24 protein-coding genes are annotated in these 26,256 nt (G+C 66.0%); 12 read left to right on the top strand and 12 right to left on the bottom strand.

Annotated elements, in window-relative coordinates:
- From G3N94_RS21620 to kdpA, 4 genes are all read right to left on the bottom strand, one after another.
- The coding region (locus G3N94_RS21620; protein ID WP_346778721.1) for a DUF4118 domain-containing protein at positions 1 to 699 on the bottom strand (699 nt) is incomplete at its 3' end.
- A gap of 191 nt (positions 700 to 890) precedes the next feature.
- Complete coding sequence (gene kdpB / locus G3N94_RS21615) at positions 891 to 2,915, bottom strand: potassium-transporting ATPase subunit KdpB (protein ID WP_205794607.1); 2,025 nt, start codon at positions 2,913 to 2,915, stop codon at positions 891 to 893.
- Positions 2,916 to 2,997: 82 nt separating this feature from the next.
- Positions 2,998 to 3,750: a potassium-transporting ATPase subunit KdpC gene (kdpC, locus tag G3N94_RS21610; RefSeq protein WP_205794602.1), complete on the bottom strand. Its 753-nt coding sequence runs from the start codon at positions 3,748 to 3,750 to the stop codon at positions 2,998 to 3,000.
- A gap of 10 nt (positions 3,751 to 3,760) precedes the next feature.
- Positions 3,761 to 5,464: a potassium-transporting ATPase subunit KdpA gene (gene kdpA, locus G3N94_RS21605; RefSeq protein ID WP_205794601.1), complete on the bottom strand. Its 1,704-nt coding sequence runs from the start codon at positions 5,462 to 5,464 to the stop codon at positions 3,761 to 3,763.
- Positions 5,465 to 6,056: 592 nt separating this feature from the next.
- Here kdpA and G3N94_RS21595 point away from each other — a divergent pair.
- From G3N94_RS21595 to hutC, 3 genes are all read left to right on the top strand, one after another.
- A complete protein-coding gene (locus G3N94_RS21595; RefSeq protein WP_241021997.1) occupies positions 6,057 to 6,407 on the top strand; it encodes a hypothetical protein in 351 nt (116 codons plus the stop codon).
- A 227-nt stretch (positions 6,408 to 6,634) separates the two neighbouring features.
- A complete protein-coding gene (locus tag G3N94_RS21590; RefSeq protein WP_205794600.1) occupies positions 6,635 to 7,759 on the top strand; it encodes a porin in 1,125 nt (374 codons plus the stop codon).
- 169 nt (positions 7,760 to 7,928) lie between these two features.
- On the top strand, positions 7,929 to 8,624 hold the full coding sequence (hutC, locus tag G3N94_RS21585) for a histidine utilization repressor (protein ID WP_205794599.1): 696 nt from the start codon (positions 7,929 to 7,931) through the stop codon (positions 8,622 to 8,624).
- On the opposite strand, the gene G3N94_RS21580 is transcribed toward hutC, so the two are convergent.
- Positions 8,608 to 9,873, bottom strand: a complete 1,266-nt coding sequence (locus tag G3N94_RS21580; RefSeq protein ID WP_205794598.1) for a glycosyltransferase — start codon at positions 9,871 to 9,873, stop codon at positions 8,608 to 8,610. The two genes, hutC and G3N94_RS21580, sit on opposite strands and share 17 nt — an antisense overlap.
- Positions 9,874 to 9,968: 95 nt before the next feature.
- Here G3N94_RS21580 and G3N94_RS21575 point away from each other — a divergent pair, with 95 nt between their 5' ends.
- Both G3N94_RS21575 and G3N94_RS21570 read left to right on the top strand, forming a co-directional pair.
- Positions 9,969 to 10,625, top strand: coding sequence for a TetR/AcrR family transcriptional regulator (locus G3N94_RS21575; protein WP_205794597.1), 657 nt, complete (start codon positions 9,969 to 9,971; stop codon positions 10,623 to 10,625).
- 242 nt (positions 10,626 to 10,867) lie between these two features.
- Positions 10,868 to 11,215: a hypothetical protein gene (locus tag G3N94_RS21570; RefSeq protein WP_205794596.1), complete on the top strand. Its 348-nt coding sequence runs from the start codon at positions 10,868 to 10,870 to the stop codon at positions 11,213 to 11,215.
- Positions 11,216 to 11,245: 30 nt separating this feature from the next.
- On the opposite strand, the gene G3N94_RS21565 is transcribed toward G3N94_RS21570, so the two are convergent.
- On the bottom strand, positions 11,246 to 12,046 hold the full coding sequence (locus tag G3N94_RS21565; protein ID WP_205794595.1) for an alpha/beta hydrolase: 801 nt from the start codon (positions 12,044 to 12,046) through the stop codon (positions 11,246 to 11,248).
- Positions 12,047 to 12,138: 92 nt separating this feature from the next.
- A complete protein-coding gene (locus tag G3N94_RS21560; RefSeq protein ID WP_205794594.1) occupies positions 12,139 to 13,056 on the bottom strand; it encodes a LysR family transcriptional regulator in 918 nt (305 codons plus the stop codon).
- Between the two features lie 214 nt (positions 13,057 to 13,270).
- Between G3N94_RS21560 and catA the strand changes: the two genes are divergently transcribed.
- Genes catA through G3N94_RS21535 form a run of 5 tightly spaced genes read left to right on the top strand, consistent with a single transcriptional unit; the run spans position 13,271 to position 17,904 of the window.
- Complete coding sequence (gene catA, locus G3N94_RS21555) at positions 13,271 to 14,191, top strand: catechol 1,2-dioxygenase (RefSeq protein WP_205794593.1); 921 nt, start codon at positions 13,271 to 13,273, stop codon at positions 14,189 to 14,191.
- 27 nt (positions 14,192 to 14,218) lie between these two features.
- Positions 14,219 to 15,595: a benzoate 1,2-dioxygenase large subunit gene (gene benA, locus G3N94_RS21550; RefSeq protein ID WP_205794592.1), complete on the top strand. Its 1,377-nt coding sequence runs from the start codon at positions 14,219 to 14,221 to the stop codon at positions 15,593 to 15,595.
- Positions 15,592 to 16,083 carry a benzoate 1,2-dioxygenase small subunit gene (gene benB / locus G3N94_RS21545; RefSeq protein ID WP_205794591.1) on the top strand — a complete coding sequence of 164 codons (492 nt, stop codon included), beginning with the start codon at positions 15,592 to 15,594 and terminating at the stop codon, positions 16,081 to 16,083. Before benA ends, benB begins: the two co-directional genes overlap by 4 nt.
- 13 nt (positions 16,084 to 16,096) lie before the next feature.
- Positions 16,097 to 17,116, top strand: a complete 1,020-nt coding sequence (gene benC, locus G3N94_RS21540) for a benzoate 1,2-dioxygenase electron transfer component BenC (RefSeq protein ID WP_205794590.1) — start codon at positions 16,097 to 16,099, stop codon at positions 17,114 to 17,116.
- Positions 17,113 to 17,904 carry a 1,6-dihydroxycyclohexa-2,4-diene-1-carboxylate dehydrogenase gene (locus G3N94_RS21535; protein ID WP_205794589.1) on the top strand — a complete coding sequence of 264 codons (792 nt, stop codon included), beginning with the start codon at positions 17,113 to 17,115 and terminating at the stop codon, positions 17,902 to 17,904. Before benC ends, G3N94_RS21535 begins: the two co-directional genes overlap by 4 nt.
- 106 nt (positions 17,905 to 18,010) lie before the next feature.
- Here the strand turns inward: G3N94_RS21535 and G3N94_RS21530 are convergent, their stop codons facing one another.
- The 5 genes from G3N94_RS21530 to G3N94_RS21510 all read right to left on the bottom strand — a co-directional run bounded on the left by G3N94_RS21530 (position 18,011) and on the right by G3N94_RS21510 (position 23,084).
- A complete protein-coding gene (locus G3N94_RS21530) occupies positions 18,011 to 18,487 on the bottom strand; it encodes a DUF2846 domain-containing protein (protein WP_205794588.1) in 477 nt (158 codons plus the stop codon).
- Complete coding sequence (locus G3N94_RS21525) at positions 18,484 to 18,900, bottom strand: hypothetical protein (RefSeq protein WP_241021996.1); 417 nt, start codon at positions 18,898 to 18,900, stop codon at positions 18,484 to 18,486. The genes G3N94_RS21530 and G3N94_RS21525 overlap by 4 nt, the downstream gene beginning before the upstream one ends.
- A 146-nt stretch (positions 18,901 to 19,046) precedes the next feature.
- Positions 19,047 to 19,292 (bottom strand): DUF3717 domain-containing protein, encoded by a 246-nt coding sequence (locus G3N94_RS21520; RefSeq protein WP_205794587.1) that lies wholly within the window; start codon positions 19,290 to 19,292, stop codon positions 19,047 to 19,049.
- Between the two features lie 233 nt (positions 19,293 to 19,525).
- A complete protein-coding gene (locus G3N94_RS21515; protein ID WP_205794586.1) occupies positions 19,526 to 21,025 on the bottom strand; it encodes an ATP-binding protein in 1,500 nt (499 codons plus the stop codon).
- A 511-nt stretch (positions 21,026 to 21,536) separates the two neighbouring features.
- Entirely contained in the window at positions 21,537 to 23,084 is a 1,548-nt protein-coding gene (locus tag G3N94_RS21510; protein ID WP_205794585.1) for an amino acid permease, read from the bottom strand.
- Positions 23,085 to 23,589: 505 nt separating this feature from the next.
- Between G3N94_RS21510 and G3N94_RS21505 the strand changes: the two genes are divergently transcribed.
- Together G3N94_RS21505 and G3N94_RS21500 are read left to right on the top strand one after the other, a co-directional pair.
- Entirely contained in the window at positions 23,590 to 25,140 is a 1,551-nt protein-coding gene (locus tag G3N94_RS21505) for a sensor domain-containing diguanylate cyclase (RefSeq protein WP_205794584.1), read from the top strand.
- Complete coding sequence (locus G3N94_RS21500; RefSeq protein WP_205794583.1) at positions 25,137 to 26,207, top strand: FUSC family protein; 1,071 nt, start codon at positions 25,137 to 25,139, stop codon at positions 26,205 to 26,207. Before G3N94_RS21505 ends, G3N94_RS21500 begins: the two co-directional genes overlap by 4 nt.
- Positions 26,208 to 26,256 lie beyond the last annotated feature (49 nt).

The raw sequence follows: 26,256 nt of genomic DNA, 5'->3' as shown, positions 1-26,256 counted from the left end.
CACACGGTCGTCCGCGTCGGGCAGCACGAGCGCGACGTGCACGCCCAGCAGCGGCCCGATCGCGTCGGTGCAGACCGATGCGATCTGCTCGGTCTCGATCGCCGCCGACAGGTCGTGCGCGACCCGCGCGTGCGCCGCCGACCGCTTTTCGTTGGCCCGCGCGGCACGCGCCTCCGTGCGCAGGCGCGCCGCGAGCTGGCCGATCGCGAGTGCGACCGCGAGCATCAGCGCGAACGTGAACACGTACTGCGTGTCGGACACCGCGAACGACCAGCGCGGCTCGACGAAGAAGAAATCGAAGCAGCCGACGCACACGAACGCGGCCCACGCACCGGCCGCGCGGCCGAACCGCAGCGCGACGAACACGACGGTCAGCAGGAACAGCATCACGACGTTCGACAGGTCGAACACGCGCAACAGCGCGCTCGCGGCGACCGTGGCCAGTCCGCAGATGATGGTCGCCCACGCGAGCGGCGCGATGTAGGGCGACGCGCGCACGCGGACGCGCGCCTGTGCCTGTGCCTGTGCCGGTGCCCGTGTATTGCCGCCGGGCCACATCGGTCCGGAGTCCGGATCGGTTCCGGCGATCCGGGCCACGACGCCCGAACAGGCGCCGACGAAGCGCTTCCAATGGCCGCGACCCTCGCGGGCCGGTTTCGGTCCGGCGACCTCGCGCAGGTCGTCTGTATGTCGATGCACGTCGTTCACGTTCAATCGCAATCCACGCAGTTGAGATACCCGCGCCCGAAGGCAGCGGATTCCTGCGGCGTCCGTCCATCCGTCCCCGGACAAAAGCCCGAGGCTCGAGGCTCGACGCACGCCGCGTCAAACGCGTCCGGCCCCGCGCGCGCCGGAACAGGCGCGGCGCGGGGCCGGACGACGCGTGACGGTCAGACGAACGGCGTCAGCAGCATGTCGATCAGCTTGATGCCGATGAACGGCGCGACGATACCACCGACGCCGTAAATCAACAGGTTGCGCGACAGCAGCCGGTCCGCGGGCTCCGCCCGGTATTTCACGCCCTTCAGCGCGAGCGGAATCAGCGCGACGATGATCAGCGCGTTGAAGATCACGGCCGCCAGGATCGCCGACGTCGGGCTGTGCAGCCGCATCACGTTCAGCGCGCCGAGCGCCGGATAGGTCGCGACGAACGCCGCCGGAATGATCGCGAAGTACTTCGCGAGATCGTTGGCGACGCTGAACGTCGTCAACGCGCCGCGCGTCATGATCATCTGCTTGCCGACCTCGACGACCTGCATCAGCTTCGTCGGGCTGCTGTCCAGATCGACCATGTTGGCCGCTTCCTTGGCCGCCTGCGTGCCGCTATGCATCGCGACGGCCACGTCGGCCTGCGCGAGCGCCGGCGCGTCGTTGGTGCCGTCGCCCGTCATCGCGACCAGGTGGCCCTTCGCCTGATGCTCGCGAATGAGGCGCAGCTTGTCTTCCGGCGTCGCTTCCGCGAGATAGTCGTCGACGCCCGCTTCCGCCGCGATCGCCGCCGCGGTCAGCCGGTTGTCGCCGGTGATCATCACGGTCTTCACGCCGACCTTGCGCAACTCGGCAAAGCGCGCCTTGATGCCGTGCTTCACGATGTCCTTCAGTTCGATCGTGCCGAGCACCTTGCCGTCGTCGGCAACCACGAGCGGCGTGCCGCCGCGGCGCGCGATGTCGTTGACGGCCGCGTCGACCTCGTTCGGAAACCGGCCGCCGAGCGCCGCGACGTGCTCACGAATCGCGGACGCCGCGCCCTTGCGCACCTGCCGGCCGCCGATGTCGAGCCCGCTCATCCGGGTGCGCGCGCTGAACGGCACCGCGACGCGCCCTTCGACGTCCGGCATCTGCGGCGCGAACCGCTGCTTCGCGAGCGCGACGATCGAGCGCCCCTCCGGCGTTTCATCGGCAAGCGACGACAGCAGCGCGGCCTCTGCGAGCGTGCGTTCATCCACGCCGGGCGCCGGCCGGAACTGCACGGCCTCGCGGTTGCCGAGCGTGATCGTGCCGGTCTTGTCGAGCAGCAGCACGTCGACGTCGCCGGCCGCCTCGATCGCGCGGCCCGACGTCGCGAGCACATTCGCGCGCATCATCCGGCTCATGCCGGCGATCCCGATCGCCGACAGCAGCGCGCCGATCGTCGTCGGGATCAGGCAGACCAGCAGCGCGATCAGCACGGTCAGGCTCACGGCGGAACCCGATGCATTGAGCAGCACGCTGAATTGCGAGAACGGCAGCAGCGTCACGCAGACGAGCAGGAACACGATCGTCAGCGCAACCAGCAGGATCGACAGCGCGATCTCGTTCGGCGTCTTGCCGCGCTTCGCGCCCTCGACCATCGCGATCATCCGGTCGAGAAACGCCTCGCCTGGGTTCGCGGTGACCTTCACGACGATCCAGTCGGACAGCACGCGCGTGCCGCCCGTCACCGACGAGAAGTCGCCGCCCGACTCGCGGATCACCGGAGCGGATTCGCCGGTGACCGCGGATTCGTCGACCGACGCGACGCCGTCGATCACCTCGCCGTCGGCCGGAATCGTGTCGCCGGCTTCGACGAGCACGATGCTGCCCGCCGCGAGTTCGTCGCTCGGCACGCGATGGCTCGTGCTGCCGTAGCGCTTCGGCTCGTCGAGCACCTTCGCGTACACGCGCTTGCGCGCCGCGCGCAGCGCTTCGGCCTGCGCCTTGCCGCGTCCTTCGGCGAGCGCCTCGGCCGCGTTGGCGAACAGCACCGTGAACCACAGCCAGCATGCGACGCCGAAGATGAAGCCGGCCGGCGCATCGCCGGCGCCCGTCAGCGCCTGCAGCCACAGCAGCGTCGTGACGATGCTGCCGAGGTAGACCACGAACATCACCGGGTTCTTCCACTGAACCTGCGGCGCGAGTTTCCTGAACGCTTCACGCAGGACCGCCGTCCAGCGCATGCGCGGCACGTCGCCGAGCGGCGCGACAGCCTGATTGATCGAAGTTTCGATATGGGACATGAAAGGACTCCTTGGCGTTCCGTTACCGCGTTCCGGCGGCCTTGCCGGTCGACTTTTCGGCCGCCTTGCCGGCTGTCTTGTCGGCCGTCTCGCCGAATGCGCGGTCGAGCGCGAGGTTCAGTGCGAGCACCGGCACGCGGGGCTCGCCGAGCACCGCGAGCTGGCGCGGCGCGGCGATCTGTTCGACGAGCGCGAGCACCTGCGCGACCGTCGCGCCGCGTGCGTGCGCGACCCGCGCCGCCTGCAGCCGCGCGTTCGCGAGCGAGATGTCCGGATCGAGCCCGGACGCGGACGCGGTCACCGCGTCAACGGGCACCGGCGCATTTTCAGCAAGCCCGTTCTGCTGCCGATAGACGCGCACACGCGCCGTGATGTCCGCGAGCAGCTTCTTGCTGGTCGCACCCTGGTTGCTTGCGCCGCTGCCGGCCGCGTTGTACGGCTGGTCGACGGTCTTCGCGGGATCGGCCGGATCGGTGCCGACCGTCGCGCTCGGACGCGGATGAAAATAGTCCGTGCGGGCGAAGTTCTGCCCGATCACCGTCGAGCCGACCGTGACGCCGTCGCGCACGACGAGACTGCCGCGCGCCTGCGACGGGAACAGCACGTTCGCGACGCCGGTCGTGAGCAGCGGGTACGCGAGGCCGGTAACGAGCATGAACAGCACCGACGACGCGATCACGGGACGCACGAGCCCGCGCGTCGCATCGACGAACGACTGACCGGGGGCCGGCACGGCGGCTGCGGCCGCTGCTGCGTGGCGATTGGTTTGAGCCATGATGGTTTCCTCAGAACAGTTGGCCGCTCGTCATCAGCAGGTGCTCGACGACCGGACCGAGCGCGAGCGCGGGCAGGAACGTGAGGCCGCCGACAACAAGGATCACGAAGATCAGCAGGCCGGCGAACAGGCCCGTCGACGTGGAGAGCGTCGCGGCACTCTCGGGTACGCTTTTCTTCGCGGCGAGACAGCCGGCGACCGCGAGCATCGGCAACAGCGTCAGGTAGCGGCCGATCAGCATCGCGAAACCGATCGTCGTATTGAAGAACGGCGTGTTCGCGTTCAGCCCCGCGAACGCGGAGCCGTTGTTGGCGGTGCCCGACGTGTACGCGTACAGCACCTCGCTGAAACCGTGCGGCCCGAGGTTCGCGAGACTGTCCATCGTCGAGTGCAGCATCGCGGCGAGCGCGGTGAAGCCGAGAATGCTGAACGGATGCGCGAGCACCGCGAGCATCACCAGCTTCATCTCGCGCGCCTCGATCTTCTTGCCGAGGAATTCCGGCGTGCGCCCGATCATCATCCCGACGAGAAACACCGTCAGGATCGCGAACGTGAACAGGTTGATCAGCCCGACGCCGTCGCCGCCGAACACGTTGTTCAGCATCATCTGCGCGATCGGCACGAGCCCGCCGAGCGGCGTCAGCGAGTCGTGCATCGCATCCACCGAGCCGGTCGTCGCGGCCGTCGTGACGGTCGCGAACAGGCTCGTCTGCGCGATGCCGAAGCGCATTTCCTTGCCTTCCAGGTTGCCGCCCGGTTGTTCGGCGCTCATGACCTGATCGACGCCCAACCCCGCGAGCAGCGGATTGCCGTGCTGCTCGGCCTGGTAGATCACCGCGAGGAAGCCGACGAACATCACGACGAATGCGCCGAGAAGCACCCAGCCCTGACGGCGCCGCGCGATCATGCTGCCGAGCGCGTAGGTCAGCGCCGACGGAATCAGCAGCATGCTCAGCATGTGCAGCGTGTTGGTCAGCGGCGTCGGATTCTCGAACGGATGCGCGGCGTTCATGCTGAAGAAGCCGCCGCCGTTGGTGCCGATATGCTTGATCGACTCAAGGCTCGCGACCGGGCCCGTCAGGATCTGCTGCCGCGCGCCTTCCAGCGTGGTCGCCCACGCGTCGGCTGCGAGCGTCTGCGGGATGCCCTGCCACACATAGACGAGCGCCATCACGAAGCTGAGCGGCAGCAGCACGCGGTAGGTCACGCGCGTGAAGTCCACCCAGTAATTGCCGATATCCGCCGCGCTCTTGCGGCTCAGCCCGCGAATGAACCCGCCTGCGGCGGCGACGCCCGTCGCCGCGCTGACCACCATCAGGAACGTGATGACCGCCATCTGCGAGAAGTTCGACAGGCTGCTTTCGCCCGCGTAGGCCTGCCAGTTCGTGTTCGTGATGAACGACGCGGCCGTGTTGAACGCGAGGTCGGGGCTTTGCGATGCGCGCTGCAGCGAGTCGAACGGCAATACGTCCTGCACGCGCAGCAGCAGATACCCGAGCAGCATCATGCCCGCGTTGCTGAGCAGCAGCACCATCCCGTAACGCTTCCACGACATCGTCTCGGCCGGGTCGACGCCCAGCAGCGCGTACGTGCGCCGCTCGACCCACGCATGGCGCGGGCTCGTGAACGCATGCGCCAGCCATTTCCCGACCACGGGCACCAGCGCCAGCATGATCGCCAGCACGATCACAAATTGAATGAGGTTATTGAACATGTCGACGCTCGCTCAAATCCTGTCCAGGCCGTTGATGAAACCGGCCGTCAACACGAAGAACACGAGCGCGAACAGCACGAAAAGCAGATCGCTCATAAGGTTCACCGATATTTTTCCAATTTCCGTTGCAATACGCGTATCAATACCGTTCCGGCTTGATCAACGCATGGAACAGATAGATGAAGAGCGCGACCGAAATGCCCCCTGAAATCCACAACATCGCCTTCCCCTTTTGTTTTGCTTGCGCGGAATACCCGCGGCACCGTCAACGTCGCCGGCCCGCGCCGCTAAGGCGGCGCATCAGGCCGGACGACAACCACCCCATGCTCGGCGAGAGAACGGGATGCGACAGTGTAGGAATCCGCGTATCAAAGCGGTGTTCAATTTCCTTTCGAGAAGTAAAAAACGTGTAAAGACGCGACGCGCGCATTTCATATTCGACACCGGGCGATGCGTGCGCGCTTTTATGTGATTTTTTCGAGCGCGACGTCAGTCTATACACTGAATCTTCATCGCCATTCCTAGAATGAGCGCCATGTTCCACACAGGATCTCTGTAACGCGGGGCGGTGATGCGGCGCGGAGATAAATGCATGAAATCGCCTAGATCAGAATCCGTTTCGATCACACTTGCGCATCTTCTCCGTTCGCAGCCGGCCGCTGCCGGCCAGCGCATCGTGCCGCGACCGCGCAGGCGCATCTCGGATTGCCCGGTGCTGCTGTCGATCCGGGTCGAGACCGAGAATCTGGCCGCCGCGCGCCGCATGCTGCACAACGCGCTCGGTCCCGCGCTGAGCATCTACACGGCCGAGATCAATCGCCAGACCGGCCGTGCGTGCCTGCAAATCGAGCTTGCGAAGTCGCTCGTGTCGCAAGTCATGTCGTCGATCATCCGGCTGCTGCCCGAGGCCGAGCTGGGCGCGATCCGTCCGTCGCGGCGCTAGGGCCGGCAACGCACATTCGCAAGCCCGTCATTGGCGTGAACAGGCCCCAGGCGGCACGCCGCGCATCCGACGCGGCCTTCCCTATTTTTTGCGGTTTCTGACGAGCGCCGTCGGCACGCCAAGCCACACTGAGGCGCGGTCCGGATTAAACCGGTCCGCCTCGCTGCCTATCGCGCTCGTCATTCGTAGCTCGCCCGTTGCAACGGGTCTTTCCAGGAAGTCCAACAATGAAAAAAGAAGTCGTCGGCGCGCTGTCGGTCGCCGTACTCAGCGTCACCGCACACGCACAAAGCAGCGTCACCCTTTACGGCCTGCTGGATGCCGGCATCGCCTATACGAACAACCAGTCGGGCAAGAGCGTGTGGCAGCAAGGCAGCGGGCTGCTGTCGAACACCGTCTTCGGCCTGAACGGCGCAGAGGATCTCGGTGGCGGCCTGCATGCGCTGTTCCGTCTCGAGAGCGGTTTCAACCTGAACAACGGCACGCAGTCCTACAAGAACACGATGTTCGGCCGCCGCGCTTACGTCGGCCTGCAAAGCGACCGTTACGGCACGCTGACACTCGGCCGCCAATACGATGCGGTCGTCGACTACCTCGGCCCGCTCGCGATGTCGAACAACGGCGACGGCAACAACCTCGCCGCCCACCCGTTCGACAACGACAACGTCGACGATTCGTTCTATATCAACAATTCGGTCAAATACACGAGCCCGACAATCGCCGGATGGCAATTCGGCGGCCTGTACGGCTTCAGCAACCAGCCTGGCTTTTCGGACAACCGCGCATACAGCGCCGGGCTGTCGTATGCGAACGGCCCGATCAATTTCGGCGCCGCGTACCTGCAGCTCAATCGCGGCGGCCTGAACCTGGGCGGCGCGCTGTCGACGAACGACGCCGCGAATTTTCCGGCTGCCCGCCAGCGCGTGATGGGCGTCGGCGGCAGCTACGCGTTCGAGCGGCTGACGGTCGGCGCGCTGTGGACGCACTCGATGCTCGACCAGACGGCCGCGTCGTCGCTGGCGGGCGCGCTGAATTCGCTGCGCTTCGACAACTACGAAGTCAACGCCCGGTATGCGCTGGATTCGGCCGTGTCGTTCGCCGGCGCCTATACGTTCACCAACGGCCGCTACGACGACGCGACCGGCAGCCATCGCCCGAAATGGCATCAGGTGTCGCTGATGGCGGACTACGCGCTGAGCAAGCGCACCGACGTCTATGCGGAAGCGGTGTACCAGCACCAGTTCGGCGTCGCGTCGGGCGAGACGCTCGGCTTCGCGAGCATCAACGGGCTGGGGGCGTCGTCGACCAATACGCAGGTCGCGGCGACCGTCGGCATGCGGCACCGGTTCTGACGACAGCAGCGGCACTCTGTGCAATCCCGCATGGACGCGCGCCGCATGAAAAGGGATCATTCACCGGAAACCGGGCCCGCGCGCCCGGGAAACCGGTACACTCGGCGCCGCGGGCGCGCCGGGCCGGGATTCGGCGGCAAGCGGCCGCCGATTCAGGAATTGCGATCCCATGACCACACCGATCTACCAGGAAATCAAGGATTTCATCCTCGCGCGCATCCACGCCGGCGAATGGGCGGAAGGCGACCAGGTGCCGTCGGAGAACGAACTCGCGCGCGAATTCAACGTCGCGCGGATGACCGTCAACCGCGCGCTGCGCGAGCTGACGGCCGAACAGGTGCTCACGCGCACGCGCGGCTCGGGCACCTACGTCGCATCGCCGAAATACGAATCGACGCTCGTCGCGATCCGCAGCATCTCCGACGAAGTCGCCGCGCGCGGCCACGGCTATCGCGCGCAGGTGCTTCACGTCGGCGCGACGGTCGCCGACGCGAAGCTCGCCGACGAGCTGCAGCTCGACACCGGCAGCCCGATCTTCCATTCGCGCGTGCTGCACTTCGAGAACGACACGCCGGTGCAGCTCGAGGAACGCTGGGTCAACCCGGCCTGCGCACCCGAATACGCACTGCAGGACTTTACGACGACGACGCCGAACCAGTACCTGATGCGCGTCGCGCCGCTGCAGCGCGTCGAATACCGGATCGAAGCCGCGATGTCCGACGCAGAAACGCGCCGCCTGCTGGCGATGGACGAACGCGAGCCGTGCCTGATGCTGCACCGGCGCACGTGGTCGCAAGGCGTCGTCGCGTCGGCGGTCAATCTGTGGCATCCGGGCAGCCGCTACCGGTTCACCGGGCACTTCTGACGCGGGCATTCGCGCGCCCGCTCGCCACCCAACGCTCGATCTCGGCGACAGCGCGCCGCACGCCGTGCTCCACCGCGATGCGCGAGCCCAGTTCGGCCGCGCGCGCCTTCACATCGTCGCGCGCTGCAAACGCGATGCCGCGCGCGAGGTCGGCCGCCCGCATCCGCTTGCCGGCCACCGGCGCACCGGCGACGCCGAGCCGCTGCAGCCGGTTCGCCCAGAAGAACTGGTCGCCCGCGAACGGCACGACGACCGACGGCACGCCCGCGCGGGCCGCCGAGTGCGTGGTGCCCGACCCGCCGTGATGAATCACCATCGACGTGCGCGGAAACAGCCAGCGATGCGGCGTGTCGCCGACGACGAACACATTCCCTGGCAGCGCGGACGCATCGATCCCGCTCCATCCCGGATAGAACAGCGCACGGCGGCCCGCGAGCGCCGTCGTCAGCGCATCGGCCAGCGCCGCCCGATCGAACCCGGCCATGCTGCCGAAACCGACATAGATCGGCGGTTCGCCCGCGTCGAGAAACGCCCCGAGCGCCGGCGGCGCCGTCCACGCCGGATCGTCGACGCTCCATTGGCCGCAAGCGCACGCGTTGTCCGGCCAGTCGGCGGGGCCGGACAGCAGCGCCGGCGACACGCCGTACAGCATCGGATGCTCGGTCCACACGCGCTTGCGCGGCGGCAGGCCGCAAACGCTCGTGCGCGCCGCATTGGTCGAGCGCCGGAACGCGTGCCACAGCATCGCATTCACGAACCGGTGGCTCGCGCGGTTGAGCCAGCGCGGCACTTTGTCGGGCGGCAGGAACGGCGACGGAAACCCGGCCGTCGGCGTGATCGGAATGAGGCCCGCGCCGATCGCGGGAATGCCGCGATACTCGGCGACCGACAGCCCGACGAACGCCGCGAGCCCCGATACGACGATCGCATCGCATCCGGCCGACGCATCGGCGGCTTCGCGCATCCACGCAGCGGTATTCGCATTCGCGATCGCCGCGAGCGCCTTCGACGTGTCGCTGAAGCCGCCCCGTCCGTTCACCGCGTCCGACAACACCTCGCCCGGTGCGAGCGCGCGGCGGATGTCGCCCGACAGCGCGGCCGACGGCACACCGAGCGCGGCAGCCGAACCGAGTGTCGCGGCGTCGGCCAACAGCTGCACGTCGTGGCCGGCGTCGATCAGCGCGCGACCGAGCGCCGCGAGCGGGCGTGTATCGCCTTCAGTGCCATACGTGACGATGACGAGCTTCATGCTTGAATCCCTTAGCGCAACGCAGTGGAGTGGCATCACAAAAATGCACGTCGTATACTAATGCAATTCGTACACTTTCTGTAAAGGCCTTCGCCATGGAACCCACCACCGACGATCGGGGCCGCCGCGCGCGCAAGCGCATGCAGATGCTGTCGCATCTCGCCGCAACTGCCGCGCGGCTGTTCGATGCGCACGGCTACGACGCAGTCACGATGGAGCAGATCGCCGCGGCGGCGGACGTCGCGAAGCGCACGCTGTACAACCATTTCCCGACGAAGGAAGCCGTCCTCGCGCACTGGCTCGAAGGCGAGCTGGCCCGCGACCTCGCGCATCTGCAACGCGACGTCGCGCGGCGGAAAACCTTCGCATCGCGCATCGCGTGCGTGCTCGACGCGTCGGCCGCGTGGTGCGAACAGCATCCTGTCTATCTGCTCGCGTATCTGCGGCATCGCTTCCTGAGCATCGGCACGACCGGGCCGGAGAGCGGCAGCGCGAACGGCAGCGCGAACGGCAGCGATATCGCGCTCGTGTGGCAGCAGCTGATCGCCGCGGGGCAGCAGTCGGGCGAACTGAACCCGTCGTTGCCGGCCGACCAGCTCGCGACGTGGTTCCACCACCTCTATCTCGCGGCGATGCTGCGCTGGCTGAACGTGCCGGGGCTGTCGCTGAAACGGGAGTTTCAGGCGATCGTCCGGCTGTTCGTCGAAGGAGCGGAAGCGAAAGCGTCATCAGGCGGCGCACGGCGCGCGTGATCGGCGCGGCATGCGGCGCGCGGGCAGCGGGCATCGCAGCGCGACCGGTTGGCAACGGCATCGCAACCGCTGTACGGCAACCGTAAGCCGACGTCGCCATAGCGATACACCCTTATGCCAAATTCGCCGCGCGGCAGTATGCTGTTGACGTACGGCTGCGCGTAGTGCACCGGGCAAACCCTCATATGCACGTTGTCGCGCCGCCGTTGCGATCGCAAACCTGTTTGCAAGGAGGATTCGTGATGGCTACCACGCATCATTTCCACCTCGAACTACGGCACGCCAGCGCGCCCACCTACTTCGTCAGCTACCTGTTTCCCGCACTGCTGTTCGTCTACGAACTGCTGCGCGTCGGCCAGTGGATCCGCGATCACGGGATGCACTTCGCCGGCTTCAAGGAGATGGGCTATGAGTATCTGCTGATGCTGCTGTTCGTCGGCATGCAGATCGTCATCGAAGCGCTTTACCTGCTCGGCGCCGCGATGCGCAAGGACCGCGACTTCGAGCACCGGCTGCCGAACGTGATCCTCGGCATCGGCTGTTCGATCGCGCTGCTCGCGCTCGATCTCGCGATTCAGCTCGCGTTCTGATCGGCTGCGGTTCGTCGCCGAACCGGGCGCTCAAGCGCCCGAGCGGTGCAGGAACTCGCCGACCGCCGTCAGCACATCGGCCGTCCGCTCGCGGTGCGGCGTGTGTCCGCATTCCCTCAGCATCACGACGGACGACGCTCCGGCGACGCGCGACGCGATGCGGTCCGGGTGGACGGACGAGCCGTATTCGTCCTGCGAACCATGGATCGCGAGCGTCGGACAGCGCACCTGCGGCAACACGTCGTCGAGGCTCCAGTCGCGAAACGCCGGCGACAGCCACGTATCGACCCACGCGCGCAGCACCCACTCCGCCTTGTCGCCGTGATACCGCGCTAGACGATCGAGCTGGCCGGGCTCCTCGAACTGGCGTTCGGCATCGCGAATGCCGGCCAGCGTGCGCTCCTCGACGAACGCCTGCGCGGCCACCGTCACGAGCGCGCGGCATCCATCGGCGTGCGCGGCCGCGCAGCCCACCGCCATCCCGCCGCCGACGCTGTGCCCGAATGCGACAAACGACTCGACGCCGAGCTGCTCGCGCAGCGCGCGGAACGCATGGTCGGCTTCGTCGCGCACGAACGTCGGCGACAATTGCCCGGCGTGTGGATCGGACTGGCCGAAGCCGAGCCGGTCGTACGCGATCACGTCGCGGCGCGTCGCCTGCGCGAGCTGCTGTGGAAAGTCGCGCCACAGCGCGACGCTGCCGAGCGAATCGTGCAGCAGCACGATCGGGCACGCGGCCGCATCGGCTGCCGGCGCGCCGCGCCAGCGTTTCGCAAAGAGACGCCCTTGCGGCGTCACGATCCAGGTCTCCTCGGTGAACGTATCGGTCATGTCGGTGTGTTTTGTGTTTGAAAGCGGCCGCGGTCATGCGGCCCGGCAGGTTGCCGGCCATGTTGGCGCGGCGACGTGCGGCGCGTCAAGCGTCACTCCTGCTGCGGCGGCAGATAGTCCATCTTCGCTTCGTCGTAGAGCCGGTAGATCAGCGCCTGCATCGCGCGGATGTCTTCCGATTCGTCGAGCATCCGCATGCTCATGATGATCGGCGACACGAGGTTCGGATCGTCGAGCGCCTTGTAGCTGACGTCGTCGCGCTTCAGCCCGTACACGCTGTGCGGCACGACCGACACGCCCTCGCCCATCGCAACGAGGCCGAGCGCGATCTGCAGCTCGCGCGTCTCGTAGATGCGCCGCGGCTTCAGCGCACGGTCGTGGAATGCGGCGAGCACCTGGTCCGCATAGCTCGGCCGGGGCGCCTTCGGAAAGATGATCAGCGTGTCGTTGACGAGGTCGTGCAGCGACAGCACGTCCTTCGCGCGCTCGAGCGGATGGCCGAGCGGCAGCGCGACGATCATGCGTTCCTCGCGCAACACGACGCGTCGCACGCTCGGATCCTCGTGACGGATGCGCCCGAACCCGACATCGATCCGCCCTTCCTTCAGCGCCTTGATCTGGTCCATCGTCGACATCTCGTGCAGGCTCAGCTCGACAGCCGGGTACTCGTCCCGAAAGCGCCGGATGATCTTCGGCAGCATCCCGTATAGCGTCGAGCCGACGAACCCGATCGACATGCTCCGTTCGATCTTGCCGATCCGTTTCGTCATCGACTCCAGCTCGGCCGTCTGCGCCAGCAGCTGCACCGCGTGCGAATAGAAGAACCGCCCCGCGTCGGTCAGCTTCAGCGGCCGCGCGTTGCGCTCGAACAGCAGCACGCCGAGCACCTCCTCGAGCTGCTGGATCTGGCGGCTCAGCGGCGGTTGCGCAATGTGCAACCGCTCCGCCGCGCGCGTGAAATTCCGCTCGTCGGCGACCGCGACGAAGTAACGAAGGTGCCGCAGCTCCATTTCAATACCTCCTGGATATGGAACTGATACTAAATCAGTGTTGGACGACGTATTTCACGCGCAACTATCCTTCAACTGCCCGCTCGGAACCCCACAACTATACCTTCGGAGCATTAATGCACCAACCGGTCCGAAGCCGCGCAAGCCAGAGGAAAAGTCAGAGGAAATGTGCGAATCCCGCCGGATCGCCGCCCACCAGAGCCAGGAGTAGACAATGACCCACAGTGACATCGAAGCCCTCGTCGAAGGGTTCGTCGTCGGCGCCGCGCACGGCGAAGCCGATCCCCGCATCCGGCAGGTCGTCGTGCGCCTGACGGGCGACCTGTTCAAGGCGATCGAGGATCTCGACCTGACGCCGTCCGAAGTCTGGAAAGGGATCGAATACCTGTCCGAGGCGGGCGCGACGCAGGAGCTCGGCCTCCTCGCCGCCGGCCTCGGCCTCGAACGCTTCCTCGACATCCGGCTGGACGAAGCCGACGCGAAGGCCGGCCTGACGGGCGCGACGCCGCGCACGATCGAAGGCCCGCTGTACGTAGCCGGCGCGCCGGCGTCGAGCGGCTTCGCGCGCCTCGACGACGGCACGGACGAAGCCGACGGCGACGTGCTGTTCATGCAGGGCACGGTGTACGGCGAGAACGGCGCGCCGCTCGCGGGCGCGACAGTCGAGGTGTGGCACGCGAACCTGCACGGCAACTACTCGTTCTTCGACAAGACGCAAAGCGCATTCAATCTGCGCCGCACGATCGTGACCGACGCGCACGGCCGCTACCGGTTCCGCAGCATCGTGCCGGTCGGCTACGGCTGCCCGCCCGACGGCACCACGCAGCGCCTGCTCGACCGGCTCGGCCGTCACGGCCGCCGCCCCGCGCATATCCACTTCTTCGTGTCCGCGCCGGGCCATCGCAAGCTGACCACGCAGATCAACATCGACGGCGACGCGTACCTGTGGGACGACTTCGCGTTCGCGAGCCGCGAAGGCCTCGTGCCGGCGATCGAGCGCGTGACCGACACCGCGGAACTCGACCGCCACGGCGTCGACCGGCCGTTCGCGTCGATCGACTTCGATTTCCGGTTGAACGGCGAGCATGAGGCGGCGCCGGGTGCCGAAGTGGCACGCAACCGCGCGGCGGCCTGATTCGACTCAAGACACAGGAGACACCCGATGATCCCGATCTATCCCGACCGCGCGCCGACCGTCAGTTCGCTCGACGACTTCCTCGTCGAAGACAAGGCAAGCGGCGACTATCGCCTGCATCGCAGCGCGTTCACCGACGAAACGCTGTTCGAGCTGGAGATGAAGCACATCTTCGAAGGCAACTGGATCTACCTCGCGCACGAGAGCCAGATTCCGAACGTCAACGATTACTACACGACATACATGGGCCGCCAGCCGGTGTTCATCGCGCGCAACCGCCAGGGCGAGCTGAACGCGTTCGTCAACGCGTGCACGCACCGCGGCGCGATGCTGTGCCGCCACAAGCGCGGCAACAAGGCGACCTACACGTGCCCGTTCCACGGCTGGACCTTCAACAACAGCGGCAAACTGCTGAAGGTGAAGGACCCGGAAGGCGCCGGCTATCCGGAGTGCTTCAACAAGGAAGGCTCGCACGACCTGAAGAAGGTCGCGCGCTTCGAAAGCTATCGCGGCTTCCTGTTCGGCAGCCTGAACCCCGACGTGCCGCCGTTGCAGGAACACCTCGGCGAAGCGGCACGGATCATCGACATGATCGTCGATCAGTCCGCCGACGGCCTCGAAGTGCTGCGCGGCGCGTCGACCTATACGTATGAAGGCAACTGGAAGCTGACCGCCGAGAACGGCGCGGACGGCTATCACGTGTCGGCCGTGCACTGGAACTACGCGGCGACGACGAACCACCGCAAGGAGCAGGACGCGCGCGAGGACAAGATCCGCGCGATGGATGCCGGCGGCTGGGGGCGTCAGGGCGGCGGCTTCTATGCGTTCGAGCGCGGCCACATGCTGCTGTGGTCGCGCTGGTCGAATCCGGAAGACCGCCCGAATTTCAGCCGCCGCGACGAATTCGCCGCACGCTGCGGCAGCGCGAACGCGGACTGGATGATCCAGAACTCGCGGAACCTGTGCCTGTATCCGAACGTGTACCTGATGGACCAGTTCGGCTCGCAGATCCGCGTGCTGCGCCCGCTGTCGGTGAACCGCACCGAAGTGACGATCTACTGCATCGCGCCGAAGGGCGAGGACACCGATGCGCGCGCACGCCGCATCCGCCAGTACGAGGATTTCTTCAACGTGAGCGGGATGGCGACGCCCGACGACCTCGAGGAATTCCGCGCGTGCCAGCAGGGCTACGCGGGCATCGCGGTCGAATGGAACGACATGTGCCGCGGCTCGACGCACTGGATCGACGGCCCGGACGACGCCGCCCGCACGATCGGCCTGAACCCGGTGATGAGCGGCGTGAAGACGGAAGACGAAGGGCTCTATACGGTGCAGCACCGCTACTGGGCCGAGACGATGAAGAGGGCCATCGAAGCAGAACGCCTGGAACGGAGCCACGCATGAACACGATTTCGATCGCCGACATCCAGGCGTTCCTGTACCGCGAAAGCCGCCTGCTCGACGACGAGCAGTGGGACGAATGGCTTGCCTGCTACCACCCGGACGCACAGTTCTGGATGCCGTCGTGGGACGACGACGACACGCTCGTCACCGATCCGCAGCGCGAGATCTCGCTGATCTTCTATCCGAACCGGCAAGGGCTCGAGGATCGCGTGTTCCGCATCAAGACCGAGCGCTCGAGCGCGACGATGCCCGACACGCGCACGAGCCACAACATCGCGAACGTCGAGCTGGAGCAGCACGAAGGCGGCGTCTGCACGGTGCGCTTCAACTGGCACACGCTGAGCTTTCGCTACAAGACCGTGTCGACCTACTTCGGCATGTCGCGTTACGTGATCGATTTCAACGGCGCTGCGCCGCAGATCCTGAACAAGTATGTCGTACTGAAGAACGACTACATCAATCAGGTGATCGACGTCTATCACATCTAGTGAGAGGACAACCATGGAACACACCATCGCCCTGCAATTCGAAGACGGCGTGACCCGCTTCATCGCGTGCCGCGACGGCGAAAAGCTGTCCGACGCCGCATACCGCCAGCAGATCAACATCCCGCTCGACTGCCGCGACGGCGCCTGCGGCACCTGCCGCTGCCACTGCGAGTCGGGCAACTACGAGCTGCCGGAATCGAGCTACATCGAAGACGCGCTCACCGCCGACGAAGCGTCGCAGCGCTACGTGCTCGCGTGCCAGACGCGCCCGCGCAGCGACTGCGTGATCCGCGTGCCGGCGTCGTCGACCGCGTGCAAGACGGGCGCCGCGCGCCACGAAGGCACGCTCGCGGCGGTCGACAAGCTGTCGGACTCGACGCTCCACTTCGCGATCGACCTCGACGCGCCCGACCAGCTCGGCTTCCTCGCCGGGCAATACGTGAACGTCGAGATCCCCGGTACGGCATCGTCGCGCTCGTATTCGTTCAGTTCGCAGCCGGGCACGCCGCGCGTGTCGTTCATCGTGCGCAACGTGCCGGGCGGCAGGATGAGCGGCTATCTCGCGCAGGACGCCGCGCCGGGCCAGCGGATCGCGTTCTCCGGGCCGCACGGCAGCTTCTACCTGCGCGACGCCGCGCGGCCCGCGCTGTTCCTCGCGGGCGGCACCGGCATCGCGCCGTTCCTGTCGATGCTCGACGTCTGCGCGGCGCGCACGAACGGCCAGGCCGTGCGGATGGTGTATGGCGTGACGAACGACGCCGATCTCGTCGCGCTCGACCAGCTCGACGCCGTCACGCGCCGCCTGCCGGGTTTCGAATACCGGACCTGCGTCGCCGACGCCGGCAGCACGCATCCGCGCAAGGGCTACGTGACCGCGCACGTCGATCCGGCGTGGCTCAACGACGGCGACGTCGACATCTATCTGTGCGGCCCCGTGCCGATGGTCGACGCGGTGCAGGCGTGGCTGCGCGAATGCGGCGTCACGCCGGCCAACCTGTATTTCGAAAAATTCTCGTCGAGCAACGCCGCATGAACACGCGCCATCCGAACCGCTTCGCGGACAAGATCGTCGTCGTCACCGGCGCCGGACAGGGAATCGGCCGCGGCGTCGCGCTGCGCGCCGCGCGCGAAGGCGCGACGCTCGTGCTCGTCGACCGCGCGCCGACCGTGCGCGACGTCGCTGCCGCTATCGAGCAGGAAGGCGGCCGCGCGATCGCGGTGCTCGCCGACCTGGAAACCGCCGACGGCGCCGCGCAGATGACGCAGGCCGCGCTCGACACCTTCGGCCGCATTGACGTGCTGATCAACAACGTCGGCGGCACGATCTGGGCGAAGCCGTTCGACGCGTATGAAACCGGCCAGATCGAGGCCGAGATCCGCCGCTCGCTGTTTCCGACGCTGTGGTGCTGCCACGCGGTGCTGCCGGGCATGATCGCGCGCCGGCGCGGCGCGATCGTCAACGTGTCGTCGATCGCGACGCGCAGCATTCACCGGATTCCGTACGCGGCCGCGAAAGGCGGCGTCAATGCGCTGACCGCGAGCCTCGCGTTCGAGCAGGCGCATCACGGGATTCGCGTGAACGCGGTCGCGACCGGCGGCACCGAAGCGCCGCCGCGCATCGTGCCGCGCAATACCGAACCGCAGAGCGAGCAGGAAGCGCAGTGGTACCAGGCCATCGTCGACCAGACGATCGCATCGAGCCCGATGCATCGCTACGGCACGATCGACGAGCAGGTCGGTGCGATCCTGTTTCTCGCGTCGGACGACGCGTCGTATATCACGGGGTCGGTGCTGCCGGTGGGGGGTGGGGATCAGGGATGACCGGGATGACCGGGATGACATGAGGCGCCGGCCATGCCGCCTTCGACGGGCGGCATCGACCGGCACACGCGGTACGGCCGCGCGCCGGGCGCGCGGCCGTACGGCATTACTTCAGCTTGCTGTCTGCCGATTGCGCGGCTTGCGGATCGGCGGGTGCATACTTCAGGTCGCTAATCGCGGCCATCGCGGTGCCCGAATCCTCGAGCGACGGCACGACGCGGCCGACGAGCACGCCAAGCGCCACGGACGTGCGCACGTACTTCGTCTCGCCCCCATCCAGCGCGAACGACACCGTCTTTTCCGTTTCGGTCGCGGTCGACACCGTGTACTGGCCAGCCGGCTCATCGACATAGAAGAAACCGCCCGGCTTCGACTTCCCGACGACCTGCCCGTTCAGCTTGATCTCCGGCTGCAGTCCCGCGCCGAACATGGAGCCGGAACGGAGGAAGTAGATCCGGCCATGGTCCGACGCCAGCGTCGGAATCGACGACGCCATTTCCTTGTACTGCGGCCCGGACGCGCAACCGCTCGCGAGCAACGCTACACTGCCGGCCAGCAGCAGCGCACGGCACATTTTGATCATTGATGGTCTCCCAGTTGAAGTGGTACGGGTGGATCGAGCGGAGAGAAGTGCGTCTCTCCAGGCAGGTAGAAACCCACCAGCGCGTCGCCACTCAACACCAGGTAAGCCTCGTGCACCTGGCGCCCCTCGATGGCGAACACCGTGTTTACGGCCCTGAACACGCGACCTTGAGGCAGCGACCCGACGTCACGCCACTGCGAGCCCGCCGCAATCACGCGCGTGTAGCCGGTCGACAGCCGCACCGTCGCTTCCTGCCTGACGACCTTGACCGGCGTGGTGCTTGCCGATGCAACGAGATGCGCGTCCTGCACCGGTATCGCCGGTGCGCATCCCGCCAGCGCGAACGCCGCGCCCGCCGCCACTGCCACCGCCAGCGACGCGAGCCGCGTTGCCCGCCGCTTGTTCGAATCCATGCAGAATCTCCGTTGTCGTGATGCGCGAATTGTCGGCAGAATCGGCGCGGACTTGAATCCGGGCCATGCCGGCCGGCGCCGCGCGCAACAGCAAAACGGGAAGCGGCCGGCCTCCCGTTGCATCGCCCGCGCCCGTCGGCGCGGTGTTACGCCTCGGTCGCGACCAGCGCGTCGCGCTGGTCGGCGCTCAGCGTGTCGAACGGCACGCTCGTCTGCCGATAGCAAATCATCGCGCCGTAGAGTTCGGCGAGACAGTCGCTGCCGGCATCGAGCGCGTAGCCGTCCTCGCCGTCCGGGGCCGGCGGGTACACTTCGCGCCACGCATTGATCGCAGCTTCGATTCGCACGATGGAGACGGGCTCGGCCGTCCGCTCGGCAGGTGATGCGCTCATGAATTCCTCTCGGTTGCGCGCCCCGCGCGCCGTGCCGGTCCCGACGGGGCGATTGAAACACCGGGTGCCGGCTGCCTGGCGCGCCGCGTGCGCACCGGTGGCCGGCCTGGCCGGTGGCGGCGCGGGCCGCGCCTGCCAGCCAGCAGCCCGGATTGGTCGGGAAATATAACCGGCTTTGACCCTATGCCGAAAGGGATCGGTGAAAAAAAACAGATGTCGCTCAGGGAAGCCGCTCAGAAGAGCTGCGCGTAGGCGTTCAAATCAAGACAACGGTATCCGGCCCTCTCGAGACCGGGTGTCTCTTTCTTGGAAAAGGTCGGCGAAAATAGCACCTTTTCGACGCCCCAGCCGGTGAGCTTACGGCCCTCCGCTGTCGACATGAATCCCGCTATGTGATGCTCGAAGGTGGCCAGCGCCCCGTTATCGTGCGCGCTTGCGCTTCGTTTGCAGGAGCCGAAACGCACACGCTTGTCGTCGCTGTTCAATGCCACGATGTCAAGCTCGATAAGTCGGTCGACTGAACGAGCACGGTTCCAGAAACCGACCTCTAACGATGTGATGGGAAAGTCGCCCTTGCCCTTTCTTGAACACTCGACGTGCAGCTGCCGGATGAGCTTCTCAAACGCAAAACCCTCGAGCGTTTCGCTACGTGGTTTTACCTTTTCCAGCACCCGCTCGCGAAGTTGCATTCGCGCCGCATCCCGCGCGGGCCGGACAACCGCAATCCATGCCTGCAAGAAATTATCCGTCACGTAGTATCGGGCGTTGCGGCTGCGACTGTCCGAGAATACCGGGTGACGCCGGTCGATCATCCCGTAGTTGTCGACCAGTTTCTTGAGCTGTGCGCCCAATGAACGGCCCGTGTCGGTCGGTGACTGCATGCTCGCTACGAGTTCGTTGTGGCCGGTGCCCGGGTGCTCTGCCACGAAGTGCAGGATGGACAGCAATTGTCCTTTCATCTCGCGCAGGAACGAGGTGTCCGCTTCTTCCGAAAGCGGGCTGCCTTCGCTCAGGAACAGGCGGACAAGAAGCTCGTTGCGCAGCTGGTCAGGGGAAACATCGAAAAGCCCTTGCCCGTAGGCATCTCTGTAAAACTTCGGTACGCCCTCAAAGTAGGCCCACAACAGGAGCCACTGGTACGAGTCTTCCAGGCCATGGTCGCCGTACACGGTAAGCAGGTCTTCGAAATCCCAGTGGTCGAGGCGAAAGGAATGGGTCAGTCTGCCGTACAGCGGAGCCGCCCGGTCGTCGAGCAGAGCGCTCATCTCGGATTGCAATGACCCCAGCACAAAGAGGCCGCCGCTTTTCGATTCGCGCAGGACGTCTACCTCGGCCTGCAGGAACGAGTTGAACGCGGCAAGCTGTGGAGAAGTGAAATACTGGAATTCGTCCAGAACCACGATGATGCCGGCGCGGTTCATCGTAGCGATTGCGCGCGCCATTGACGCGAAGTCGTGCACGTCATTTGCCAGCGCCTGGACGGTATTTGAGAGACTGTCTTGCAGTGCGCGCCGGAACTGGCTGCAGACGTCTATCTGGTCAGAGTCTGGAATTTGCACGTAGAAGAGACGCTCGGCAAGCGCTTCCTCGTCGCGCGCCAGTTCGCGCAACAGCGTCGTCTTGCCAATGCGCCTGCGACCCTGAATCCGGCAGAAGAACCATCGAGGCTGCTTCAGTAGTCCGCGCAATTGGTCCAACGTGCTGCGTCGCCCATAAAAACGCCAATCCGCCATACCACCCTCGATAAGTTAGCGTACTAAACTGTACGCTAACCGCGAAATCATTTCAACTAATTGAATTTAAACGAAAAATACGAATCGATCCGTGCCCACCAACGCCGATTGCAGACTGTGAAGGTACCGTCTCATTCAATTCGGGCTGACGCGTCGAGATTAGCGTACTTTTCGGTACGCTAATCTCGAAATGCCCGTATCCCATTGATTTTTCACTAAAATTTTTTCAGCCGACGTGGCGGAGCTTCTTCGCAAGCGGGATGTTTGCTCTCCGACGGGCAGCCGAAGGAAGGCATGGCAGCAGCCGATTGCGCTATTTGAGCAGATCGCCCAGCGCCCTAATCGACGCGCACGAAATCTTGTACTTTTGTCAGATTTTTCGACCGAAAGGCACAAAAAAAGGCGGAGATTTTGGTCTCCGCCCTGCTATCAGCCCTGTACCGCCTGGAAGCCCATCAGCGCAAGGCTTCCCGTTTCATCGCTCGCATGCGGTGCCCATGTACCGCACGCGTCACGCGGCAGTTTCCGGTGTCGACACCGGCTGCACCTTCGTCCCGTGCTGCGCTTCCCGGCTCGCGGCCAACCACGGCGCGATCTCCATCTCGTCGTAGCGGACGAAGCGGCACTTTTTCACGATCCGGTAGCCGGCCCACACCACGAAGAACAGCGGGATGCCCACGTAGGTCGCGAGCACGCCGATCCAGTCGATCTTGTTCGCGAGGAACGCCTGATAGTCCTGGCCGAGCGCGATCACGATGCACAGCACGAACGCGAACAGCGGGCCGAACGGGAACCACTTCGATTCGTACGGGAGCTGGTCGAGCCTATGGCCCTGCGCGACGTAGCCCTTGCGGAACCGGTAATGGCTGACCGCAATGCCGAGCCACGCGATGAAACCCGTCATCCCGGACGTGTTCAACAGCCACATGTAGACCGTCTTGTCGCCGTAGAGCGACGTCAGGAAGCACAGCGCGCCGACCGCGGTCGTCGCGTACAGCGCATTGCGCGGCACGCCGCCCGGCGACAGCTTTGCGAACAGCTTCGGCGCGCGGCCTTCGGTCGCGAGGTTGTACAGCATCCGCGTCGACGCATACATGCCCGAGTTACCGGCCGACAGCACGGCGGTCAGGATCACCGCGTTCATCACGCCGGCCGCGAACGCGAGGCCCGCGTGGCGGAACACGAGCGTGAACGGGCTCACGCCGATGTCGGTCACGTCGCTCTTCAGCAGGTTCGGGTCGGTGTAAGGAACCAGCACGCCGATCACGAAAATCGCGAGCACGTAAAACAGCAGGATCCGCCAGAACACCTGGCGCACCGCGCGCGGGATCGTCGTGCGCGGGTTTTCCGATTCGCCGGCCGCGACGCCGATCAGCTCGGTGCCCTGGAACGAGAAGCCCGCGATCATCGCGACGCCCATCATCGCCGGCAGGCCGCCCGCGAACGGCGCATCGCCGATCGTCAGGTTGCCCCAGCCGTTGCCCGGCGCGCCCTTCAGAATGCCGAAGATCATCAGCAGGCCGACGCCGATGAACGCGACCACGGTGACGACCTTGATCAGCGCGAACCAGTACTCGGCCTCGCCGAAGCCGCGCACGGTGAGCGCGTTGAGCAGGAACATCACGCCCAGGAACGCCGCGCTCCACCACACGCCCGGCACGTCCGGAAACCAGTAGTGCATCACGAGCTGCGCGGCGACCAGTTCGACCGCGATCGTCACCGCCCAGTTGTACCAGTAGTTCCAGCCGAGCGCGAAGCCGAAGCCTTCGTCCACGTATTTCGCGCCGTAGGTCGCGAACGAGCCCGACACCGGCATGAAGGCCGCCATCTCGCCGAGGCTCGTCATCAGGAAGTAGACCATCAGGCCGATCAGCATGTACGCGACCATCGCGCCGCCGGGGCCGGCCTGCGAGATCGACGCGCCGGACGCGACGAACAGGCCGGTGCCGATCGAGCCGCCGATCGCGATCATCGTCAGGTGGCGCGCCTTCAGCGCGCGATGGAGCTTGGGTGGATTGCCGGACGAACCGGGCCGGTCGGAATTCGGAAGTGCGGACATAAGACGAGACGAACGTTGAGCGGGCCGGCAGCATGGTGAGCCGGCGTCCGCGCGAAATCGGGGCGCGAAACTGGGGCACGATGTGCGCCCGGACCTGCATTCGAGGCGGCTCCGGGCACGTCGCGTGCCGGGCGCCTGCGGCGAAGCGCGGATTCTACCTGATTCGCCCGCAAGACTGGGCGCGCGAAAGCGTCCGGCGCGGGCACTCGCCGGGCGGCCGTGATCCTGTCCGGAACCGACAAAAGCCGATTAATCTCGAAAATCGGTCAAAATCACCAGCAACAATCTGACGAAATGAAACGGCTTGTAAGACTGATACATATCGAACTGAATCCGAGTGATTTTGTAACGTTGCGTAACGGGTCGGATCTGTTTTAAATTCACGATGGGTTTGACAAAGCAGTCAGGCCGCTAAAATTCGCGAGATAATACGTATTATTTTGAAATAATTACCGTGCGGAATCGTCATCAGGCACGCATTTCCGCCGCTCCCTCCCCTAACAGGATGAAGCACTTCCCGCTGCTGGATGCGTTGCGCCGCCCTATTTCGTCAATGGTCGTGCGGATTCTGTCGCCCCGTGGCGTGATCGTCGCGGGCTTCCTGCTCGTGCTGTTCAGCTGGAGTTTGTGCGCGTCGGTTTTAATCGAGGCCCGTCGCGACGCATACAGCCATGCCGTCGAAAATGCGCGGAACCTGATGCTGCTGATCGAGCGCGACATCGCGCGGAATATCGAGCTGTATGATTTGTCCCTTCAAAACGTCGTCGACGGCATCAACGATCCGGAACTCAATGCGCTGCCCGAACATCTGCGCCACCGGATGCTGTTCGACCGGGCGGCGAGCGGCGCCTATCTCGGCTCGATTTTCGTGATGGATGCCACCGGCAATATCGTCATCGATTCCCGTGCGATGCCCGCGCGGCGCGGCAATTTCGCCGACCGCGACTATTTCGCCGCGCATCGGGACGGCCGCGTGCAAGGCCTTTTCATCAGCCGGCCGTATGCGTCCCGGCTGCGCGGCGGCGCGCTGACGATCGCGCTCAGCCGCCGGGTCAACCGGCCGGACGGCTCGTTCGGCGGCATCGTCGTCGGCACGCTGAGCATCGACTACTTCCGCGCGCTGCTCGACGGCATCGCGGTCGGCCAGCACGGGACGGCCGCAATCATCGAGGACAACGGCACGCTCGTGTGCCGCCAGCCGTTCGATCCGGCGATCGTCGGCCTCGACCTGCACAACTCGCCGCTGTTCATGCGCGCGATGAAGCGCCGTGAAGGCGCGCTGGCCGGCGCGGCCTCGATCGACGGCGTGCGCCGCATCTTCGTCTACCGGCACCTGAACGGCCTGCCGCTGATCGTCAACGTCGCGCCCGCCGAGAGCGATATCTACGCGTCGTGGCGCGACCGCGCGATCTGGGTGATCGTGCTGGTCGGCCTGTTCAGCGTGTTCATCGTCAGCGCGTCGCTGCTGCTGTCGCGCGAGCTGCGGCGCCGGCAGGTCGCCGAGTCGAAGCTGTACCGTCTCGCGCACACCGATGCGCTGACAGGCCTCGACAACCGCGGCAAGTTCGACATGGTGCTCACGAAGGAAGCCCGGCGCGCGAACCGCAGCGGCCGGCCGCTGTCCGTGCTGTTCGTCGACGTCGATCACTTCAAGGCGTTCAACGACTACTACGGCCATCAGGCCGGCGACGACGTGCTGCGCGAAGTCGCGCAAACCGCGTCGCGCTGCCTGCGCCGCCAGGGCGATCACGTCGCGCGCTACGGCGGCGAGGAATTCGTCGTTACGCTGCCCGATACCGACGCGCACGGCGCGACGGTCGTCGCCGAGGCGATCCGGCGGGCGATCGTCGGGCTCGGGATCGAGCATGTGCAGAGCCCGTACGGGTGCGTGACGGCCAGCATCGGCGCGGCGACCACCGCCGACAACCGCACGATGAACGCCGAAACGCTGCTGAGGCTCGCCGACGAGGCGCTCTACCGCGCGAAATCCGGCGGCCGCAACCGGGTGTGCGAGGCCGGCGGTGCCAGGCCGATGCGTGAGCGCGCAACGGCATGAACGCGTCGCCCCTCACCCGGCTGCCGACCGTCGTCCGTAGCGCGCTGCGCCCGCTGCTCGACCCGTATCGCCGCTACCGTCACGCAAAACTGATTCACGCCGCGCGCGTGTCGCTCGCGATCCTCGTGTCGATCGGCCTGTCCACCGGCCTGCGGATGCCGCACGGCGAATGGTCGACGATCACCGTGCTGATCGTCGTCGGCGGCCTGCAGCATCACGGCAACATCCGCAAGAAGGCAGCCGAGCGCGCGCTCGGCACGTCGATCGGCGCGCTCGCCGGGCTGCTGCTGATCGTGCTGCACTCGGCCGTGCACGCGCCGCTCGCGATCTACGCGGTGATGGCGATCGCGTGCGGCGTCTGCGCATATCACGCGATCGGCAAGGCCGGTTATATCGCGCTGCTGTCGGCGATCACGATGGTGATCGTCGCCGGACACGGCGACAACGAGATCGTCGACGGGCTGTGGCGCGCGGTGAACGTGCTGACCGGCATCGCGATCGCGCTCGCGTTCTCGTTCGCGCTGCCGCTGTACGCAACCTATTCGTGGCGCTACAAGCTCGCCGACGCGCTGCGCGGCTGCGCCGCCGTGCACGCGCGGATCGCCGGCGACCGCCACGTCAGCGACGACACGCACCTGAAGGACATGGCCGCGCTGAACGCGTTGCTCGTGCAATTGCGGTCGCTGATGCCGTCCGTGTCGAAGGAACGCGAGATCTCGATGGCGCAGCTCGAGGCGATCCAGCGCAGCCTGCGGCTGTGCATCAGCTACCTCGAAATCCTCGCGAGCGTGCTGCCGGCCCGCGACGACACGGCCGCCCGCGAATACCTGCGCGTCGCGATGAAGGCGACGCACCGGAACATCCGCGACACGCTCGTCGGCGCGAGCCGTGCGCTGAAGTTCGGCACGCCGAGCCGGCTCAGTGGAACGCGACGGCGTCAGGACGTGCCGCAGCACGCACCGCCGCCGCAACTTTCGGGGTATGTGTCGATTTCGGCGAAACTCGCCGGCGAAGTCGACCAGTTGCGCGAGCGGCTGCTGGATTCTGCGCGGTCGTGGAATATTTGAGGGTTTGAGCGCCGGCGTGCGCGGGTGCGGATGCACCCGTTTGGTGCGA

The sequence above is a fragment of the Burkholderia sp. Ac-20353 genome (genome assembly GCF_017104785.1).
Lineage (GTDB): Bacteria > Pseudomonadota > Gammaproteobacteria > Burkholderiales > Burkholderiaceae > Burkholderia.
Note: the sequence above shows the minus strand (reverse complement) of the source record. Positions and strands in the feature narration are given on the sequence as shown.